The 19,777-nt window shown below is 34.2% G+C and carries 17 protein-coding genes; 5 read left to right on the plus strand and 12 right to left on the minus strand.

All coding sequences use genetic code 11. From position 1 onward, the window contains the following. Positions 1 to 240: 240 nt before the first annotated feature. From CJF12_RS17350 to CJF12_RS17360, 3 genes are all read right to left on the minus strand, one after another. Complete coding sequence (locus tag CJF12_RS17350) at positions 241 to 1,452, minus strand: cation:dicarboxylate symporter family transporter (protein ID WP_034685314.1); 1,212 nt, start codon at positions 1,450 to 1,452, stop codon at positions 241 to 243. Between the two features lie 80 nt (positions 1,453 to 1,532). Then, positions 1,533 to 2,819 (minus strand): CitMHS family transporter, encoded by a 1,287-nt coding sequence (locus CJF12_RS17355; RefSeq protein WP_034685317.1) that lies wholly within the window; start codon positions 2,817 to 2,819, stop codon positions 1,533 to 1,535. A gap of 35 nt (positions 2,820 to 2,854) precedes the next feature. Next, the gene (locus CJF12_RS17360) at positions 2,855 to 3,547 is read right to left on the minus strand and encodes a DUF2490 domain-containing protein (protein WP_034685320.1); all 693 of its coding nucleotides are present in this window, start codon (positions 3,545 to 3,547) and stop codon (positions 2,855 to 2,857) included. Between the two features lie 229 nt (positions 3,548 to 3,776). On the opposite strand from CJF12_RS17360, the gene CJF12_RS17365 reads away from it, so the two are divergent. After that, positions 3,777 to 4,808, plus strand: a complete 1,032-nt coding sequence (locus CJF12_RS17365; protein ID WP_034685346.1) for a sensor histidine kinase — start codon at positions 3,777 to 3,779, stop codon at positions 4,806 to 4,808. Then, on the plus strand, positions 4,801 to 5,502 hold the full coding sequence (locus tag CJF12_RS17370; RefSeq protein ID WP_034685322.1) for a LytR/AlgR family response regulator transcription factor: 702 nt from the start codon (positions 4,801 to 4,803) through the stop codon (positions 5,500 to 5,502). Before CJF12_RS17365 ends, CJF12_RS17370 begins: the two co-directional genes overlap by 8 nt. A 42-nt stretch (positions 5,503 to 5,544) precedes the next feature. On the opposite strand, the gene CJF12_RS17375 is transcribed toward CJF12_RS17370, so the two are convergent. Continuing rightward, positions 5,545 to 7,923, minus strand: coding sequence for a M1 family metallopeptidase (locus CJF12_RS17375; protein ID WP_034685324.1), 2,379 nt, complete (start codon positions 7,921 to 7,923; stop codon positions 5,545 to 5,547). Between the two features lie 67 nt (positions 7,924 to 7,990). Then, positions 7,991 to 8,569 (minus strand): HupE/UreJ family protein, encoded by a 579-nt coding sequence (locus tag CJF12_RS17380; protein ID WP_034685326.1) that lies wholly within the window; start codon positions 8,567 to 8,569, stop codon positions 7,991 to 7,993. A 68-nt stretch (positions 8,570 to 8,637) separates the two neighbouring features. On the opposite strand from CJF12_RS17380, the gene CJF12_RS17385 reads away from it, so the two are divergent. Next, positions 8,638 to 9,138: a DUF6702 family protein gene (locus tag CJF12_RS17385; RefSeq protein ID WP_034685348.1), complete on the plus strand. Its 501-nt coding sequence runs from the start codon at positions 8,638 to 8,640 to the stop codon at positions 9,136 to 9,138. A 132-nt stretch (positions 9,139 to 9,270) separates the two neighbouring features. On the opposite strand, the gene CJF12_RS17390 is transcribed toward CJF12_RS17385, so the two are convergent. Beyond that, the gene (locus CJF12_RS17390; RefSeq protein ID WP_095591034.1) at positions 9,271 to 10,608 is read right to left on the minus strand and encodes an IS1182 family transposase; all 1,338 of its coding nucleotides are present in this window, start codon (positions 10,606 to 10,608) and stop codon (positions 9,271 to 9,273) included. A gap of 520 nt (positions 10,609 to 11,128) precedes the next feature. Here CJF12_RS17390 and CJF12_RS17395 point away from each other — a divergent pair. Continuing rightward, positions 11,129 to 11,935: a hypothetical protein gene (locus CJF12_RS17395; RefSeq protein ID WP_095591191.1), complete on the plus strand. Its 807-nt coding sequence runs from the start codon at positions 11,129 to 11,131 to the stop codon at positions 11,933 to 11,935. Positions 11,936 to 12,443: 508 nt separating this feature from the next. Here CJF12_RS17395 and CJF12_RS17400 read toward each other — a convergent pair. Next, positions 12,444 to 13,781, minus strand: coding sequence for an IS1182 family transposase (locus CJF12_RS17400; protein WP_095591192.1), 1,338 nt, complete (start codon positions 13,779 to 13,781; stop codon positions 12,444 to 12,446). 257 nt (positions 13,782 to 14,038) lie between these two features. Here CJF12_RS17400 and CJF12_RS17405 point away from each other — a divergent pair, with 257 nt between their 5' ends. Continuing rightward, positions 14,039 to 14,797 carry a hypothetical protein gene (locus CJF12_RS17405; protein ID WP_131329613.1) on the plus strand — a complete coding sequence of 253 codons (759 nt, stop codon included), beginning with the start codon at positions 14,039 to 14,041 and terminating at the stop codon, positions 14,795 to 14,797. 158 nt (positions 14,798 to 14,955) lie between these two features. Here the strand turns inward: CJF12_RS17405 and CJF12_RS17410 are convergent, their stop codons facing one another. The 5 genes from CJF12_RS17410 to CJF12_RS20280 all read right to left on the minus strand — a co-directional run bounded on the left by CJF12_RS17410 (position 14,956) and on the right by CJF12_RS20280 (position 19,597). After that, a complete protein-coding gene (locus CJF12_RS17410; protein ID WP_095591034.1) occupies positions 14,956 to 16,293 on the minus strand; it encodes an IS1182 family transposase in 1,338 nt (445 codons plus the stop codon). Between the two features lie 110 nt (positions 16,294 to 16,403). Beyond that, a complete protein-coding gene (locus tag CJF12_RS17415) occupies positions 16,404 to 16,997 on the minus strand; it encodes an acyl carrier protein phosphodiesterase (protein ID WP_034683602.1) in 594 nt (197 codons plus the stop codon). A 79-nt stretch (positions 16,998 to 17,076) separates the two neighbouring features. Next, positions 17,077 to 18,618, minus strand: coding sequence for a zinc-dependent metalloprotease (locus tag CJF12_RS17420; RefSeq protein WP_051887247.1), 1,542 nt, complete (start codon positions 18,616 to 18,618; stop codon positions 17,077 to 17,079). A gap of 180 nt (positions 18,619 to 18,798) precedes the next feature. Next, on the minus strand, positions 18,799 to 19,083 hold the full coding sequence (locus CJF12_RS20275; RefSeq protein WP_051887248.1) for a helix-turn-helix domain-containing protein: 285 nt from the start codon (positions 19,081 to 19,083) through the stop codon (positions 18,799 to 18,801). After that, positions 19,073 to 19,597, minus strand: a complete 525-nt coding sequence (locus CJF12_RS20280; RefSeq protein ID WP_051887249.1) for a hypothetical protein — start codon at positions 19,595 to 19,597, stop codon at positions 19,073 to 19,075. The genes CJF12_RS20275 and CJF12_RS20280 overlap by 11 nt, the downstream gene beginning before the upstream one ends. Between the last annotated feature and the right edge of the window lie 180 nt (positions 19,598 to 19,777).

Here is a 19,777-nt window from a genome sequence, read left to right on the forward strand (position 1 = left end):
TATTATTTTTGGTGATACTGAGTATTTAACCATAATACGTAGTTTGACTTCTGGTTATCAGTATGTTAATCAAATATAAATATTTTTTCACAAACTTGATCTTTTAATTTTATTTTTTTAGCTTGTGTTTAATTTCTGGTTGTAGAATACCTGTTTTTAAGACCAATAGGACAGCAAACTTTTAAGGAAAATCATATTTCCCACCTAATAATATTTGAAAAGAAAAATAGGAGTTTTATTTTATGCCTGTTCCTTTGTCGGCTGATTGATTTTTGAAATAATGGCACCTGAAACGGCAATACCTATAAAGTTGGTTACCGCCCTGGCTTCATTCATAAAACGGTCTACGCTATACAGCAGCGCAATATCTGTCACAGGAATTTTCCCAAACCGGTTTAATGTAAAAATAAGGGCGAGAAAGCCAGATCCGGGAACACCGGAAGCTGTTTTTGAGGTAATGGTAATAATGACAAAAAGCCATATGTAGTCATTAACACTTAAAGAAATACTGTAAAACTGGATGAGAAAACAGCATGCTACAGAAATATAAATACAAGCACCCGCAAGATTAAAATTATATCCTAATGGAATTACAAATCTTAATATTTTTCTGCTATAGCCCTGGGATTCCATCTTTTCGAAAATCATAGGAAAGGCTGTTTTCGAAGACGAGGTGGTCATAACCAGAACGATTTCCTCTTTTATATGAATAAGAAATTTCCACAAATTGAATTTGAATAAGTAAGCAATCAATCCTAAAATTCCAAAAATAAAAACAATATCAGCAAGGTATACGGTAGCAACAACTTTGCTAAGAGGGAGAAGAGTATTAATACCATACACTGAAATTCCGTAAGCGATATTACAGAAGATAATAAAAGGAAGAATACAGTATAAATACTTAATAATGGTATAGAATATGGCAAGACCCTGGTCCAGTATTTTGATAAAATCTTCTCTGGCTTTGGAGAGATTCATGTAGATCCCGATAATAATAGAAATGATCAGAAAGATACCATGCCGATTAAGATATAAAACAGAAACAATAGAGGTATCATTGATTTCAAAATTCTTGGGTAGAGTCGTTTTTATTTTAGGAATCTCAATTCCCGTATTGGCACCAGGCTGTACCGCAAAACCAAAAATAAAGCCTATCACAATAGCAGTTGAACTTAGTATTAAAAAATAAAGTGCAGTCTGCCAGACAATACTACCGGCATTTTTGATATCTGACAAATGACAGATCCCATAAATAATAGCCATGAAAATGATCGGTAATATGATCGTTTCCAGAACCATAAAAAAATACCGGCTTATAATCCCTAGCTTGATACTCGTATCAGGAAAGTAATACCCACTAAGTACACCACCTATAATGGCTACAAATACATATAGCGTAAGATTTTTTAAGTATCTGCTGGTGAATGTTTTTTGGGTGTGAAAGAGGTTCATCTGAAAACTTTTATTCGCTGCGTAAAGTGAGGGTTATTATAATTCTGGTCCGAAATATAATAATTATATACCAATTCAAACTATATAACTCCGAGAAGCAAGGCTCCCAATAGCATAACAATAGAGGATCCGATAGCCCATTTTAATGTGTATTTCAAATGATCGGAAAATTCCACTCCTGCCAATGATACCAATAAATAGGTTGATGGAACCAGTGGACTCAGAAGATGAGATGCTTGTCCTACAAGGCTGGCTCTTCCTAAAATATCGGGTGGAATGCCAAGCTGATTTCCTGTCGCGGCAATAATTGGAAGTATTCCAAAATAATATGCATCGTTAGTTAGGAAAAATGTTAGTGGAACACTGAATACTGCGGTAATAATATTTAAAGATCCACCCCAGCTTTTAGGAACGATTTCTATCATACTGTTTCCCATAGCCTGCATAATCCCGGAGCCATTTAAAATTCCTGTAAAAATTCCTGCCCCGAAAATCATTCCTGCTACAGACAATGCATTTCCTGCATGTTTTGACATTATTTTCTGCTGGTCTTTTAATTTAGGGTAATTGATTACTGAAGCGATACAGAAGGCAATCATAAAAGCAATTCCCAAAGGAACGATATCTAAGATCATCACTGCCAAAAGAATGATGGTAAGGCCAAGGTTGATCCAGATCAGCTTAGGACGACGAAGCTTAGGATCTACCTCACCACTGATATCACTAGCGCTGTAGTTGGTATATTTTCCATCTTTTGCAATACGTTTTTTCTCTTTTAACCCTAAGATATAAGCAACAAAAATAACCCAACAGATGCCCAATACCATGATCGGGATCATCGGAACAAAAATCTCTGTATGTCCAAGTTTAAGCGAACTCATAACCCGCGCAGTAGGGCCGCCCCACGGAAGAATATTCATAATACCTCCGGCCAGCATAATGATGCAGGTAAGAATCAGGGGATTTAGTCCTTGTTTTTTATAGAGGGGGAGCATAGCAGCTACTACGATAATATAGGTAGAAGAGCCATCTCCATCCAGAGAAACTAATGTCGTAAGAATAGCTGTCCCAATAGTTGTTTTGATCGGATTATCTCCAACAGCTTTCAGAATTACATTAACCAGCGGTTCAAATAATCCGGTGTCGATCATTAAACTGAAATAGAGAATGGCAAAAATCAACATAACGCCGGTGAGAGCTATTTCTTTTACACCATTCTTCATCATGTCCCCGAGCTCGGGACCAAATCCGGCAAAAAGAGCAATGATGACCGGAACGATCACCAGGGCTGTAAGGGGTGTCATTTTTTTATTCATGATGAGGATCATAAAGATGATGATCATCAAAAACCCAAGAAATGTTAGCATAGCGATATATTAAATTTAATCAGTGAGGTATGGTTTTATTTTTGTTTTTTTCTCCAGTCAAAGGTATTTCTGAAGCCTACGTATCCATAGTTGCTGGTTCTTCCCGGTGACAGCTGGTTGATAAAAGCTAATTCAATAGCAGAGCGTTTTCCGGTCTTTATTCCTATTCCGGCAGTGATACGATTGCTGTCAAAAATATCATCTTTTTTATTGACATTAATTCTTATTTCGTTTTTAAGGATGCCGTATAATCTTTCTTTTTCTCCTTTTCTATTGAAAGGAATTCTCATAGAAAGAAGATAACGGGCTCTTAAAACAAATTCATCAGGGTTATCGATAAAACGTTCTTCAATACGAAATCTACTGGATATCGATGTCCTTCCAATATCATGATCCAGAGTGACCTGTTGGAAAGCTCTTTTTTCGTAACGTGCTTTTTTCGAGTCACTACCCTGGTAAGATTCCAGAATAAGGAACATTCCTCCTAATGCCGGTCTTACCCCCTTAACTACCTCATAATCTAAGTAAGCGTTAACAAGAAATAGTCTGGTATCGTATGCCAGGTCAAAAGAACGGTATTGGGTAAGAGCAGTTAACGTGCTTTTGTCCGTTACTCTGGCCGTCATAATATATTGAAACCACATATTGTAATTATCAGTACTTTGTCCCTGGTAAAATTGGTAAAGAAGAAGTGGTAGAATAAAAATTAATTTTCTCTTAATTTTCATATAATATTGGGTTAATATTGTTGCTTTCCAAATATATTTATTAGAATTACCGGGATGTTAATTTTTCAATCAATGACCTATTTTATCAGCAAACAGCATTTTCCATTAAAAAGATCCTATATTTGAAAACCGTTGAAATCAGGTTTTTGTCATGTTTTTAATAGTTAATATTGTATTTATATTGCTGGTTTTCAGAATTTTATTCAGTGATAAGATTCTGAAAAAACTAATGAATTCTCATTGGGGGTTTCTATTGAGGTTTCAGCATGTTTTCTTCTTTTTTATCTTTATTTTAATAATTTTTTTCACGGAAAATTACTTCCTCGATGCTCCTGAGTTGATTTGGAGTGTTTTATCTGTAATTGTTTTGAATATTGGAGTTTACTATTTGGTATACTGTTATCTGGTCCCTCATTTTTATTTAGCGAATAAATATCCTGAGTTTATTTTGTATGCGCTGATTTGTTTTTTAGTATCCAGTCTTTTTAGAATTTTGCTTGAGCCTGCTGTTTTTAAAATGAATTTCAATGAAGCCCTTTCCAATACCAAATTTTTATATAATGTTTATACAGCCCAGGGTATTGTAATTCTTGTTGCTTCATTTTTGGGAATTACAAAGGATAAATTTTTGATCGAACAAAATGTTGCCGATTTGGGTGAACAGAAAGAGCAGCTTTATCTGGATCTTTTAAAATCAAAGATGAATCCTCATTTTTTGCTCAATACCCTCAATAACATATATGCCAATAGTTTCGTGTCTTCAGAAAAAACGTCTGACTCTATTTTACAGCTTAGCAAACTTTTACAATATATTATTTATGACAGTGGAAAAGAGAAAATAAGTGTGGCACAAGAATTTTCTTCTATATATTCTCTTGCCAAGCTGTATCAGTTAAAATATGATAATCAGCTCAGTATTGATTTCGATGTCCGAAATGAAGAAACACTTGATATTGTAGAAATTCCTCCTTCTGTTTTTTTAACGCTTTTTGAAAATGCTTTAAAACATTCGGGAATCGGATTAGAGACTGACGGATTTATAAAAGTGGCTTATGCAATTGAAAAGCGGGATCTGCTTTTTGAAATTATTAACTCCATTACCAGTAGGAGTACTTCGGAAGATACTGGTTATAAAGGATTGGGGAATGAAGCGATCATCCATATATTAGAAAAATACTATGGAGGAAGGGTTGATTTTTTTTCTGAAAAGATTGAAAATAACAGGTATAAAACGGTTTTAAAAATTAATTTAAATGAGTAATCTGACTATCGTCAATGTAGATGATGAATATCCTGCGTTGCAGCTTGTCAAACAGTATTGTGCACAAATAGAAGGTGTTGATCTCCAGGCATCATTTCAGGACCCTGTAGCTGCTTTGGAATACCTTAAAGAGAATAAAGTAGATCTTGTTATTCTTGATATCAATATGCCTGGAATTAATGGAGTAGACTTACTCCAGCAGCTTCCCTATAAGCCCCTTTGTATTTTTATCACATTGGAAACCCAGCACGCCGTTAAAGCATTTGAGTTGGATGTCGTTCATTATCTTGTGAAACCGGTAGATCTGGAAACCTTTAAAAAAGCAGTCAATAAAGCAAAAGATTATCTGCAGTTTAAGAATGCAGCGAGTCATACCGAAGAAGATAATTTTATCATGTTTAAGTCCAATTATATCATGAATAAAGTTTTTCTTAAAGATATTTTATGGATACAAGGCTTTGGAGAATATATTATTTTAGTCACTGTTTTGAAAAAATATATGATCCTGGAGAGGATGTCTAATTTTGAAGAAAAGTTTCAGTCTTTTGGATTTATCAGGGTTCATAAATCCTATATCGTATTATCTTCTCACATTGATTCTTATGATGTGAAATATGTGTACTTAAAAGGCGGAGATAAAATTCCGTTGGGAAGAACGTACAAAACCTTATTAAAAGATTATTTAGGTAAATAAATGATGATAAAAAATAAAACCGCATGTTAAGCGGTTTTATTTTTATTTATTTTTTCCTGCTGCCTGCATTGGATTTATTTTTCCATTGGCACCGCCTCTGACTGCTTCCTGTTGTTTCTGTTTAAACACCTGGAATTTTGAAGATCCGGAAGAGGATCCGTCATTACTCCAGTAGTTGTTTGAAGTGTCAATGTCAGCAGTTTCTCTCATGGGATCCAGCTGAATCGATTTGATTTTTTTATCAAAATAATATGTTTTAGATACTTTTTGTTCGTTAAGTCTCCAGATCTGAGCAGAAGATTTGTCGTATAGTTTAGAACCGTCTTCGAAAGTAAATTCAAGGATAATAGGCATTACCAGCCCTCCTTTGTTTAAGAAGTCAATCTGATAGGCGGTCATATTTTTGAATTTTTCTTTATCTTTTTTATCAAGAGCGGTCATGTTTTCAGTTTTAGTAGAGTACTCTTTATTGTTGTCTACTTTTTCCTGGCCTCTATCATAACGGTAGTAAAAATCCTGAGCTTCCTTGTCTTTGTCTACATAAAATGTAATGTTCTTATCTTCTTTATTTCTGATTTTTGAAATGTCTTCAAAATCATTTTTCAGAGGCTTATCTACATTGTATTTTACTTCTTTAGGGGTTGGAACCGTATCTAAATCGGCACTAGCAATACTGACTTTATCAATGGCTATATCTACCGGATCGGTACCATAAAACCAGCCTCTCCAGAACCAGTCCAGATCTTCGCCGCTGGCATCCTCCATAGTTCGGAAGAAATCTGCAGGTTCAGGATGTTTGAAGGCCCATCTCTTGGCATATGTTTTATAAGCTTTATCAAAAAGTTCTCTTCCCATGATGGTTTCACGAAGAATGTTTAGCCCCGTTGCCGGTTTTGAATAAGCATTGGGTCCAAATTGAACAATATTTTCAGAATTGCTCATAATAGGCTCCAGTTGGTCTTTTGGTAGCTTCATGTAATCCACAATAGTCCATGCCGGTCCGCGTTTCGATGGAAACTTATTGTCCCATTTTTCTTCTGTAAGGTATTCTGTGAACGTATTTAAACCTTCATCCATCCAGCTCCATTGTCTCTCGTCTGAATTGATAATCATCGGAAAGAAATTATGTCCTACCTCATGAATGACTACTCCGATCATTCCGTTTTTGGTCCCTTCCGAATACGTTCCGTCTTTCTCTGTTCTTCCATAGTTGAAACAAATCATTGGATATTCCATTCCATTGGCTGCCTCTACAGATTGTGCAACCGGATATGGATAAGGAATGGTAAATTCAGAATAGGTTTTTATGGTATGTGCAACGGCTTTTGTAGAGAGCTTTCTGTATAGGGCATAAGCTTCTTTAGGGTAAAAGCTCATCGCCATTACTTTATTGTTGTTTTCTGGAATGACAACACGCATTCCGTCCCAAACAAACTTTCTTGATGCGGTCCATGCGAAGTCCCTTACATCATTCGCCTCGAAAGTCCAGGTTTTTCTTTGCTTCGAATGGTTTTTCTCTGCTTTTTTAGCTTCTTCCAATGTTACGATTTCTATCGGTTCATTAGCGCTTTCAGCTTTTCTGTATCTTGACAACTGATCAGAGGTTAAAACCTGGTCATAATTTTTACATTCTCCTGTTCCTCCTACGATATGATCTGCAGGAACATTCATAGATACTTTGAAATTACCAAAAACTAAAGCGAATTCACCTCTGCCTGTAAACTGGTGATTTTGCCATCCTTGGAAATCACTGTAAACACACATTCTGGGGTACCATTGGGTCATTGTATAAAGGTCATTTCCATCTTCAGGAAAGTTTTCGTAACCGCCACGGCCACCCATTTTTATTCTGTTAGGAATATTGTAATTCCAGTCAACTTTGAAAACTAATTTCTCTCCTTTTTTTAGAACTTTAGGAAGATCAATGCGCATCATCGTTTTATTAACGGTGTAATGTAAAGGAGTTCCTGATTCATCAGTTACTTTTTCAAGATGTACTCCATATCCATTATCTTTTACCGGTAGATCAGTGGTTTTTAACTGTTGGTCAGTTGAAATTTTAGGAAGAGTTGTAGAAGTTGCATAATCTGCTTTATTTAAAGTAGATCCTTGATTTTCATCAAGCTGTAACCAGATGTAATCCAGATCATCCGGTGAATTATTGTAATAAGTAATTGTTTCTGATCCCTTTAAGTTTCTTTTATCTTCATCTAGGTAAGCGGAAATGTTATAATCTGCTCTGTTTTGCCAGTAACCATGTCCAGGCGATCCCGATGCTGTCCTATATATATTGGGAGTAGGTAAAATAGTTCCTAATTGTTCAAACTTGTTTCCATGATTGCTTCCCGGATTATTTTGAATATTTTGAGCAGTTAGACCTACACAAGTAAATACAGAAAGTACAGTTACTTTTAGTTTCATGACCGAAATGATTTAATAATTTTCAAATATAACAATTAGTAGTTGAAAAAATATCAATCATTGGCTCTTAAAATGGAATTCTTTCTAAAGTCATTTTCAAGGCTAATGCAAAAACTCCAGAAGAAACAAATAATATCCAGTCTTTCTTGTTGACCTTGAAAATAGTTAAGGCTATAAAAAGTAATATCAAAATAGCGAAAACAATAATGATTTGGCCGACTTCTAATCCAATATTAAAACCTAAAAGCGGAATTGCTATACTTTGACTTTTTGCAATCATGACCCTTGCGGTGTTGGCGAATCCCATTCCATGAATTAATCCGAAAATTAGTGCCAGATAGTAATTCGTTTTGTCCAGGGCCTGCTTTTTATTTTTCATAAGAATATTTCCCAGTGCAGTAAGCACTATAGTCAATGGAATTAAAAATTCGACCCAATTTGATGGAACCCTTACAATGTCTAGGATACTTAATGCTAGGGTAATAGAATGTCCAATAGTAAACGCTGTAACCAGGATCAGGATTTTCTTTAAATCTTTATATGAATAAACGGCAATTAATGCCAAAACGAAAAGCTGATGATCTAATGCATCCAGAGAAATAATATGTTCCCAACCCAGCTTTAAATAGAATAAAAAGTCTTGCATGATAGTATGATGATATAAAGCTTACGAAAATAATGATTAATTTCGGAACAAATTTAATCTTGTACTTTATGAAGAGTTTGTGGCTGTTTTTACTTCCTGTTATTTTTTTGTTTTCTTTTACTAGAATCAAGCATCCTTATCACGTGGGTTCTGTAGAAATCAATTATAATTCGAAGTCAAAGACTTTTGAAATTACAGGGCGTTTTTTTCTTGATGATTTAGAAAATGCTTTGACTAAGAAGTATGGGAAACCGTTTCATTTTAATGATGAGAAATACAAAGCTCAGCTTAATGTGGCACTTAAAAATTACAGCGCCGAATACTTTAAATTAAAAGCAGACAATCGTTTTTTAAAGATCAATTATGTTGGATATGAAGAAGACAGTGAATCTGTAAATGTTTTCCTGGAATCTGAATCTGTGAGTAGTCCTAAAAAATTAGAATCTGCGGTTAGTTTTCTTTATAATTTATTTGATGACCAAATTAACATTGTGCATATGATCGTTAATGGAAATCGCAAAAGTGAAAAGCTAAGTTATCCTAATCGATATGTGTACCAGCAGTTTTAAAAAATAAAAACAAAAGAGGCTGTCTCAAAAGGACAGTCTCTTTTTAGTATTTCATTGAAAAAAGATTTCGATATTTTGAATAAAAAAAATATCTTGGAAAAAAGAAGATATAAGTCAAAAAAGCAGTCTGTTTTAGGCTGCTTTTGACATTTTCTTTAGATTGTGGGCAATTGCGAGTATGCCGATTTCTACCTCGACTTTATTTTTTCCCCGAAGCATGAATCGTTTAAAATTTTTGTTGTGTTTGAGCTCTGCAAAAACAGGTTCAACATCATGGCATCTTTGTTTTCTGAGTTTGATGCCCTTGCTGGTATTAAGAAGTTTGAAAACCTTTTCTCTGATTTTTGCCAATTTAGGATTGTTTTGTGAAGTGGTTATTTGTCCCGATTTCTGATCTTTTCTGAAGTAATTATATTTAACATAAGCTTTTATTTTCTTAGATTTTAACAAGTTGTAATTTTCTTCTGAGCCATAACCAGCATCAGCAACAAGCTCTTTGGGAGCTTTATGATAGCTTTCTTCAAAACCCAGTAAATGAGTCGCTAATGTTTTGGTGTCTGTTGGGTTGGGATGAATTGAATAATGTAAAATGAATTGTCTATGGGTAGAAATTTGTAGATTGTAAGCGGGTTTTAGTTGTCCGTTTCGCATATGATCCTCCTTCATTCGCATAAAAGTAGCGTCTGTATCGGTTTTGGAATAGGAATTTCTATCTTCTAATAATTCTTGCTGTTTTTTATATTTCTCTAAATTATCTGCCCAGTTTTTCTTAGCATAATTCAGTTTCTGACGAACTTTTGAAGCTACTTTTTTATCTTTCAAAACTTCATTGATCTTTTCGATGGTTTGAGTTACTTTTTCAGAATCTACTTCTTTAAAATCAATACTTTCTGTATTTTCAAGCTCGTCTTTGGCAACTGTTTCTGCATAGTTCCAAAGCTCTTCTAATTGCTCTGCAATCCTTTCTTTGTGTTTTTTGACAGCTCTTCCCCAAACAAAAGTATAGCGATTGGCATTGGCTTCTATCTTGGTGCCATCTACAAAAGTGGTTTTCAGACTTACCAAACCTTCCTTTTCCAAAAGAAGAACAATTTGTGTGAAAATAGCTTTAATCTCACCTTTCAATCGTTCACTACGGAACCTGTTTAAGGTGTTATGATCGGGACGGCTCATTGCAGAGAGCCACATAAAATGGATGTTTTCTTTCAAGGCCTGCTCCATTTTGCGGCTTGAATAGATATTGCTTAAATAGCCATAAATCAAAACTTTCAAAAGCATTTTCGGGTGGTAGCAAGATGTTCCGCCAGGTTTGTAGGTTTTAATTAAGCTTTTGATATCCAAGCCATCAATAATGTTTGAAACAATTTTCACAGGATGTCGCTCATCAATCAACTCCGATAAATTGGGAGGAAAAAGCAGATTTTCTTTGGGGGTGTAATCTTTAAAGACTACTTTTGACGTACTTAACACAATGCAAATTAATCAATTTGCAACTATTAGGAAAGCGAAAGCTTTCCTTTTTGCATAAAAAAGGCTATCTCTTTTGAGACAGCCTCTTTTAAAGGCACTTATAATATTAATATTGTAAGTGCCTTTTTTTCTGTGGTTTTTACTCATTTCGAAGCAGAGTGAATAATATATTAATACACTATTGTGTGATAAAAATAATTTATTAGTTTTATAAATGTTAATATATTATTTGTTATTAACATATATTATGAATTTATTTCGCTATAACAGAGGGTTTTATTCGTATTTAAAATTCACGTATAAGTGATTATGTTAATTATTAACAATTATTAATATTTATATTATTATTTTGGTATTTAAATAAATAGTATTACATTTGATTTAACATATTTATGTTAATTTTAATTAAAATATTGATTTTTACATAAAATTATTAATATTTATCATTAGTAATGTGTGCTAAAGAAGCGCTATGTTTTTTTAGGACTAAAAAGAAAATATTTAAAATAAATAAGATTACATGAAAAGTAAAAAACTTTATCTTTTTTTTCTGTTTTTGACTTTAGCCCCCATCATGCAGGCGCAACTTGGGATCAATACAAATAATCCACAGGGAGTATTTAATATTGATGGTGCTAAAGATAATCCTGTGACTGGAGCGCCAAGTGTTGCTCAGCAGGCTAATGATGTTGCTGTAACAGCAGCGGGAAATGTTGGTGTAGGAACTACTGCTCCAACCAACAAGATGCATATTAATGGCACCAACCCATTGCGCTTGCAAGGATTGACTGCTGGAGTTGCAGATACTGATCCACTTGTCGTAGCCGATGCTAATGGGGTTTTAAAAACGATTGGGACATTGGATGATTTGTCGATTCCTACTCCTGCAATTTTTAGATTAGAAACGGTACAAAATAATTTTTTAAATGGTATTTCAGCTGGAGGGCAACAGGCAGTTCCTATGACGGTGGTTAAAAACTCAATTCTAGGTTTGACTTATGCTGGTAATACCATTACTTTCCCTGCGGGTACCTATCAATTGACATTTATTTATGAAGGTAATCATAATGCGACAGGGTGTACTATCAGTTCCTATTTTGTGGACTTTCCTCTTAATAATGGAACTACTAGAATACACAGTACGGCGTCCCATGTGGAAGGTAATCTGGCATCTCATGGTGGTACCATTACTTATGCTACTACTGTGCCTGCCGGAAGAACATGGAACATTCAATTAGGCAGGGGGCAATCAGGAAACTGCACTGGTGCTGGAATGGCTTTAAGTGCAACTTCTACCCAGTTGTTGGTTTTTAGAATTGGAGACTAAAAACTCTACTAACCATGAAAACTTAACAATATAAATTTTAAAGGTAAAAATTCCCATTTACCTTCAGGCAAAATTCTAATAACACAAATTCATTATATAGAGCGCTTACTTCGGTAGGTGCTTTTGTTATTAAAGGATCTTGTGTTTTTTATGTTAATCATTTGTCTGATAATGTATTAAAATAAAATTAGAATTTCATTAGAATATTCGCAAATAGGTTTTATGGCGTATTTTTTGGAAAAGGTATAGTGTTAAAACTTTACTAAAGTGATTTGTAAATTAACAAATACAAATGATGGAAAAAATTACTTTGTAATATTCTTAATTAAGGTGACGATTTTATTTTATCCCAAAAGAGTAAGACGAAAATTCTAAAAGCACAAACGAAAAAGAGGCTGTCTCAAAAGGACAGTCTCTTTTTAGTATTTCATTGAAAAAAGATTTCGATATTTTGAATAAAAAAAATATCTTGGAAAAAAGAAGATATAAGTCAAAAAAGCAGTCTGTTTTAGGCTGCTTTTGACATTTTCTTTAGATTGTGGGCAATTGCGAGTATGCCGATTTCTACCTCGACTTTATTTTTTCCCCGAAGCATGAATCGTTTAAAATTTTTGTTGTGTTTGAGCTCTGCAAAAACAGGTTCAACATCATGGGATCTTTGTTTTCTGAGTTTGATGCCCTTGCTGGTATTAAGAAGTTTGAAAACCTTTTCTCTGATTTTTGCCAATTTAGGATTGTTTTGTGAAGTGGTTATTTGTCCCGATTTCTGATCTTTTCTGAAGTAATTATATTTAACATAAGCTTTTATTTTCTTAGATTTTAACAAGTTGTAATTTTCTTCTGAGCCATAACCAGCATCAGCAACAAGCTCTTTGGGAGCTTTATGATAGCTTTCTTCAAAACCCAGTAAATGAGTCGCTAATGTTTTGGTGTCTGTTGGGTTGGGATGAATTGAATAATGTAAAATGAATTGTCTATGGGTAGAAATTTGTAGATTGTAAGCGGGTTTTAGTTGTCCGTTTCGCATATGATCCTCCTTCATTCGCATAAAAGTAGCGTCTGTATCGGTTTTGGAATAGGAATTTCTATCTTCTAATAATTCTTGCTGTTTTTTATATTTCTCTAAATTATCTGCCCAGTTTTTCTTAGCATAATTCAGTTTCTGACGAACTTTTGAAGCTACTTTTTTATCTTTCAAAACTTCATTGATCTTTTCGATGGTTTGAGTTACTTTTTCAGAATCTACTTCTTTAAAATCAATACTTTCTGTATTTTCAAGCTCGTCTTTGGCAACTGTTTCTGCATAGTTCCAAAGCTCTTCTAATTGCTCTGCAATCCTTTCTTTGTGTTTTTTGACAGCTCTTCCCCAAACAAAAGTATAGCGATTGGCATTGGCTTCTATCTTGGTGCCATCTACAAAAGTGGTTTTCAGACTTACCAAACCTTCCTTTTCCAAAAGAAGAACAATTTGTGTGAAAATAGCTTTAATCTCACCTTTCAATCGTTCACTACGGAACCTGTTTAAGGTGTTATGATCGGGACGACTCATTGCAGAGAGCCATATAAAATGGAAGTTTTCTTTCAAGGCCTGCTCCATTTTGCGGCTTGAATAGATATTGCTTAAATAGCCATAAATCAAAACTTTCAAAAGCATTTTCGGGTGGTAGCAAGATGTTCCGCCAGGTTTGTAGGTTTTAATTAAGCTTTTGATATCCAAGCCATCAATAATGTTTGAAACAATTTTCACAGGATGTCGCTCATCAATCAACTCCGATAAATTGGGAGGAAAAAGCAGATTTTCTTTGGGGGTGTAATCTTTAAAGACTACTTTTGACGTACTTAACACAATGCAAATTAATCAATTTGCAACTATTAGGAAAGCGAAAGCTTTCCTTTTTGCATAAAAAAGGCTATCTCTTTTGAGACAGCCTCTTTTGTATTAAAGGATTTGGATTTTGTAAATTTCTACAGAGCTAATTGCTTGTATAATATGATATTAAAATTTCCTTAAAATGCAAATAATTCTTTTTGCTGGCTTATTTTTTGGAAATGAGGATAATACTAAAATTTATTAACACAGTATTTATTTTTAAAAACAAAAAAATGATGAAAAAAAATTTCTTTGTAGCTGCATTGCTTCTTTTGGGTACAGCTACTTATGCGCAAGTTGGAATTAATACTACTAACCCTCGGGCAACATTAGATGTTGTAGCTAAAATTCCTTCAGGAGCATCAAATGCCAATATTAAAGATGGTATAATCGTACCCAATGTAGATCGTGGAAGAGCTAAAGCTATGGGGGATAACACAACTCCCAGGGTTACAGAATCAACTTTAATTTATATTAATAACGTAAGCACAGGATCTGCAACTGGTTCAGCAATTAATGTAACTGCTCCGGGATATTACTATTTTGATTCTCAAGCATCACCATCTCCAGGATTGTGGCAAGCCTTAAGACCTGCCAATGTGGACTTGAATGGATTTCAATTAGTTATTCCTCCTCATAATCAGTTTACTGCTGATTTCTCAAATCATTCTAACAGCAATTTTGATAGTGATGGTTGGTGGATTATTTCAAAGTCATCTGTAAATAGTGCATCAAACCGACCTGCCCGAATGACTATTGTATACGAATACCAAGGGGTAGTTTTCAATATTAATAAACTCTATCCTCAGCTTACTGCGGGAAATAATGCCAGTTTTCCAGATGCATACACTGCAAACATGATTAATATTGCAAATAATGGAACTGGAGGAAAAACTAGATTAACTGTTTCAATTGTACGAACAGATAATTTGGTAAGTAATTGGGAAGGAACATTTTATTTAAATGCATTGCTTGCAAGAAAAATTAATTAAGGATTGTGTGATTGATTCATACTTTTTAACTATCAGTAAAAGAGGCTGTCTCAAAAGGACAGTCTCTTTTTAGTATTTCATTGAAAAAAGATTTCGATATTTTGAATAAAAAAAATATCTTGGAAAAAAGAAGATATAAGTCAAAAAAGCAGTCTGTTTTAGGCTGCTTTTGACATTTTCTTTAGATTGTGGGCAATTGCGAGTATGCCGATTTCTACCTCGACTTTATTTTTTCCCCGAAGCATGAATCGTTTAAAATTTTTGTTGTGTTTGAGCTCTGCAAAAACAGGTTCAACATCATGGCATCTTTGTTTTCTGAGTTTGATGCCCTTGCTGGTATTAAGAAGTTTGAAAACCTTTTCTCTGATTTTTGCCAATTTAGGATTGTTTTGTGAAGTGGTTATTTGTCCCGATTTCTGATCTTTTCTGAAGTAATTATATTTAACATAAGCTTTTATTTTCTTAGATTTTAACAAGTTGTAATTTTCTTCTGAGCCATAACCAGCATCAGCAACAAGCTCTTTGGGAGCTTTATGATAGCTTTCTTCAAAACCCAGTAAATGAGTCGCTAATGTTTTGGTGTCTGTTGGGTTGGGATGAATTGAATAATGTAAAATGAATTGTCTATGGGTAGAAATTTGTAGATTGTAAGCGGGTTTTAGTTGTCCGTTTCGCATATGATCCTCCTTCATTCGCATAAAAGTAGCGTCTGTATCGGTTTTGGAATAGGAATTTCTATCTTCTAATAATTCTTGCTGTTTTTTATATTTCTCTAAATTATCTGCCCAGTTTTTCTTAGCATAATTCAGTTTCTGACGAACTTTTGAAGCTACTTTTTTATCTTTCAAAACTTCATTGATCTTTTCGATGGTTTGAGTTACTTTTTCAGAATCTACTTCTTTAAAATCAATACTTTCTGTATTTTCAAGCTCGTCTTTGGCAACTGTTTCTGCATAGTTCCAAAGCTCTTCTAATTGCTCTGCAATCCTTTCTTTGTGTTTTTTGACAGCTCTTCCCCAAACAAAAGTATAGCGATTGGCATTGGCTTCTATCTTGGTGCCATCTACAAAAGTGGTTTTCAGACTTACCAAACCTTCCTTTTCCAAAAGAAGAACAATTTGTGTGAAAATAGCTTTAATCTCACCTTTCAATCGTTCACTACGGAACCTGTTTAAGGTGTTATGATCGGGACGGCTCATTGCAGAGAGCCACATAAAATGGATGTTTTCTTTCAAGGCCTGCTCCATTTTGCGGCTTGAATAGATATTGCTTAAATAGCCATAAATCAAAACTTTCAAAAGCATTTTCGGGTGGTAGCAAGATGTTCCGCCAGGTTTGTAGGTTTTAATTAAGCTTTTGATATCCAAGCCATCAATAATGTTTGAAACAATTTTCACAGGATGTCGCTCATCAATCAACTCCGATAAATTGGGAGGAAAAAGCAGATTTTCTTTGGGGGTGTAATCTTTAAAGACTACTTTTGACGTACTTAACACAATGCAAATTAATCAATTTGCAACTATTAGGAAAGCGAAAGCTTTCCTTTTTGCATAAAAAAGGCTATCTCTTTTGAGACAGCCTCTTTTTATGTTTATATAATATTAAATTAATTTTCTAATTGTAATAAGCTATTGATTCCTTTAGTGTGATTTAATAAATCCGGAAAAAAATGATCATAGCATTCCTGAAGTACTTCCTTATTTTCTAAAAAAGCTTTAAAAACGGGGATGTCTTTATCCAAATATTTGGCTTTGTTAAGAACGTTTTGTATGCTGAATTTTATGTTCTGATCTTCACGGTAATTGTACAGCCAATCATCAGCTTCCATTTTAACCAACATTCTTTTGAAATTTTCTGGAAGCCATTTTTGGTTTTCATTGAGAACTCGGTAAACTTTTGAAGAATGCTCTTTCCACCCCTGTAATGAATGTTTTGTGAGATCATTTGCCAGAAAGTAATCCATTGAAACATCTACAAATGCTCCAGCATACAATCTTACTAATGGGCTAAACGCTTTTTTTGCTTCATGAATAGCGGGATGTGAATCTGTAAAAGTATCAATAGCCCGGTGTAAGGTGATTCCGTCCTGGATGTCTTTTGGAAAAGAATACCGATCCTTATTTCGGATAAAGTCTTCCAGAAACTGTCCTACAATTTGTTGATCTGTAAAAGAAAGAAAAGAGTGAGCTAGATAATTCATTAGTATAGGCTGTAAAAATAAAACCTTCAAATAAAGTTAAGATATTTGAAGGTTTTATAAACTAATTATTTAAAAGAAATTATCTAACAATAAACTTTTTACTTTCTATCAAGGTATTTTTATCATCATAAATACTTAGGAAATATTCTCCTGATGGCAATCCTTTCAAATGAATTGTTTTTTCATTTGTTGTGTTGATGTGCTGTCCTGAAGAATTATATATTTTGAATGAGTATTTACCATCATGGTCTCCTGAAATGTTAATAACATCCTTTGCAGGATTAGGATATAGTGAAAAGCTTTGTTTCTCCTTGATCTCTTCTTTTACGGCTAAGAAGGATTGGGTTTCCGGCATGAAAGTAGAAACAACACAAGCGAATCTGGTGAACCCATACGCTTCATTGGCAGGCTTGGCGCTTCCGATGGCAACTCCTGTTGGGTCACTATTGTAATTGATGCCTGGATTAGCCCAACGATTGATTCTTGTACAGTTAAATCCTTTTGATGAACATTCATCATTATAAGCCATAATAGTTCTCCATCTTTGGGATGAAGTACTGGAAGTTCCCAGGTCAATAGCTTTTTTATTCTTGTAACCATGATGGTGATCACATGGAGTTGTACTGCTGTCTACATACCAGTCGTGTCTCAGACCCATATTGTGGCCAAGTTCATGAGCAAGCGAATAATTAGAAACTGCGCAATTGTATAGGCTTACGCAAAATCCTGAAGTGCTGGAATAGTTAGTGGGACTGGTATTTACATATCCTAAGCCGCAAGTATTGGTTGGTGTCGACGTGACTAAAGCGCAAAGATCGGCTCCGTATGTTGTTCTTAAAGTATGTACGTCATCCATGAAACCATCGTTATTGTTTCTAAGTCGAGGTAGGTCAGTACTTAAGCTTCCGGATTCAGTATAAGCGATTTCTCCTGAGTAAACAAGATTGATCGTTACATTGGAAACTCCTGAATTGGTTAATGCTGTATTGAAATTAGTAATTGCCGTTGCCACAAAAGAATTACTCTGGGAAAGTCCTCCCCACGCATTTTTTGCTGCTGTTGTAAAAACAATCATCACATCAATTCTCGTTGCAGGACAAACCGGAGTTGAAGATAGGCATACGTTGGAGTTAGCTTTGTTGGTATTTTCTGTCTTATCCAGAATATAATCATCTATAGTATCCTGATTAATAATTTTAGAATCACTTACGATAGAAAGCGCAAAGATGGAAGCGTCTGTTTGGTGAAACATAATCTTTTCACCTGTGCCGGAAGCGTACATTCCAGTGACGATGTTGTCATATTTTGAAAGGACAAGTTCGGCTTTCGGGTCGTTTTCAATAGCATAAACATAGGATTCACTTTTATTACTGTAAGTATAAGTCCGACTAAATTTTGCCATTATTTCCTTATCATTCGGAAGATTGATATGTAGATCGGATTTTAAATTGAAGGTGGGTTGGGAATAGTACTTAGTCGATATATAAGTGGATGATAATTCCCGGCTTACTTTCTGATTGTTTTTTAAGGTACTTTCGTTAATGGGATTCCGAAAAACTCTGTTTTGGGCGGACAATAATGTAGCGCAAAACAATACAAGAGTAGTTAATTTTGTTTTCATATTAATTTGTTTTAGTGGTGTAGTACAAATGTATATATATAATATCAATACTTGGTGAATTTTTATATTATGTTAAGTATTGTGTATAATATTCTTGATTTTTGTATGGATTTCTTGCTTTATGTAGTATTATTATGAAAAGTAGTCAGCTTTTTGGGGTGGAGTAAAAGAAGGCGTTTTTTATAGATCAGGATGTTTTTTTTTGAATTCAGAAGGAGTCATTTGCGTCATTTTTTTAAAAATAGTATTGAAAGCTGTTTTAGAATTGAAACCGGATTCAAAAGCAATTCCCACCATAGAAAGCTTTTTTTGAGAATCATCAAGAAGTAACTCTTTGGCATGTTGAACTCTATATTTATTGACGAAATGAAAGAAATTCTCATTAAAACCTGTATTCAGAAGATAAGAAAGCTGATGGGCGTCGATTTGGATTATATCAGATAGTTTTAATACATTAAGAACCATCTAAATAAGGTTTTTCTTTTTCCATCAAATGGATCAGTCTCTGTTTTAAAACCTCAAATTCGTGATCTTGAATTAATTTTTTTCTTTCAGATTGTTCTTCATCGACTTCTGACTCGATCAGCAGTAACTCTTGACGTTGCTTTTTGTCAGTAGGATAGATCTCTTTCTGACGAAGAACATAGTATAAAGTACTGTACACTATGAATAAGAATAAGAGATCCATTGCCAAATGTTGGTGCATCTTATAGATAAAGGTATTGAAGAGCTCGTAACCTACGGTTATAATTATAATGATAAAAAGAAGAAAGCTGAGCTTAATGAGCCATTGGATATCGATTTTTTCCGTATTAGAGGATATTGCTTCAATTCTTTTTTGGTGTTTTCTGATCTTGAAATAAATAAGGGCAATGCAGGGTAGATTATGAGAAACATCTACGAGCATGACAATAGCATGAATTATTTTATTGTCCTCTGATATGGGTAGTAACGCCCAATAGATTACAGGAACAACCATGCAAATGGCATCTCTTTTTTTAAATGATAATTTGGGTTAATAAAAAATACAGCACTGAAAAAAAGAAAAATAGGTGTTAATATCTGTATGGCATAAACACCCAATTCAAACAATGGATCGGGGGAAAGTCCACAAAACTGCAAAACATTCAAAATCCAGTAACTGAACTATAGAAAAAGA

The organism is Chryseobacterium piperi, assembly GCF_002285635.2.
GTDB classification, from domain to species: domain Bacteria; phylum Bacteroidota; class Bacteroidia; order Flavobacteriales; family Weeksellaceae; genus Chryseobacterium; species Chryseobacterium piperi.

Excerpts from the sequence above, each read along its gene's own strand:
- CJF12_RS17360 (WP_034685320.1), bottom strand. The coding sequence starts at position 3,547 with ATGAAAATTAAGAGAAAATTAATTTTTATTCTACCACTTCTTCTTTAC.
- CJF12_RS20275 (WP_051887248.1), bottom strand. The coding sequence starts at position 19,083 with ATGGTTCTTAATGTATTAAAACTATCTGATATAATCCAAATCGACGCC.
- CJF12_RS17415 (WP_034683602.1), bottom strand. The coding sequence starts at position 16,997 with ATGAATTATCTAGCTCACTCTTTTCTTTCTTTTACAGATCAACAAATT.
- CJF12_RS17405 (WP_131329613.1), top strand. The coding sequence starts at position 14,039 with ATGATGAAAAAAAATTTCTTTGTAGCTGCATTGCTTCTTTTGGGTACA.
- CJF12_RS17375 (WP_034685324.1), bottom strand. The coding sequence starts at position 7,923 with ATGAAACTAAAAGTAACTGTACTTTCTGTATTTACTTGTGTAGGTCTA.
- CJF12_RS17385 (WP_034685348.1), top strand. The coding sequence starts at position 8,638 with ATGAAGAGTTTGTGGCTGTTTTTACTTCCTGTTATTTTTTTGTTTTCT.
- CJF12_RS17420 (WP_051887247.1), bottom strand. The coding sequence starts at position 18,618 with ATGAAAACAAAATTAACTACTCTTGTATTGTTTTGCGCTACATTATTG.
- CJF12_RS17350 (WP_034685314.1), bottom strand. The coding sequence starts at position 1,452 with ATGAACCTCTTTCACACCCAAAAAACATTCACCAGCAGATACTTAAAA.
- CJF12_RS17380 (WP_034685326.1), bottom strand. The coding sequence starts at position 8,569 with ATGCAAGACTTTTTATTCTATTTAAAGCTGGGTTGGGAACATATTATT.
- CJF12_RS17365 (WP_034685346.1), top strand. The coding sequence starts at position 3,777 with ATGAATTCTCATTGGGGGTTTCTATTGAGGTTTCAGCATGTTTTCTTC.
- CJF12_RS17395 (WP_095591191.1), top strand. The coding sequence starts at position 11,129 with ATGAAAAGTAAAAAACTTTATCTTTTTTTTCTGTTTTTGACTTTAGCC.
- CJF12_RS17355 (WP_034685317.1), bottom strand. The coding sequence starts at position 2,819 with ATGCTAACATTTCTTGGGTTTTTGATGATCATCATCTTTATGATCCTC.
- CJF12_RS20280 (WP_051887249.1), bottom strand. The coding sequence starts at position 19,597 with ATGGTTGTTCCTGTAATCTATTGGGCGTTACTACCCATATCAGAGGAC.
- CJF12_RS17370 (WP_034685322.1), top strand. The coding sequence starts at position 4,801 with ATGAGTAATCTGACTATCGTCAATGTAGATGATGAATATCCTGCGTTG.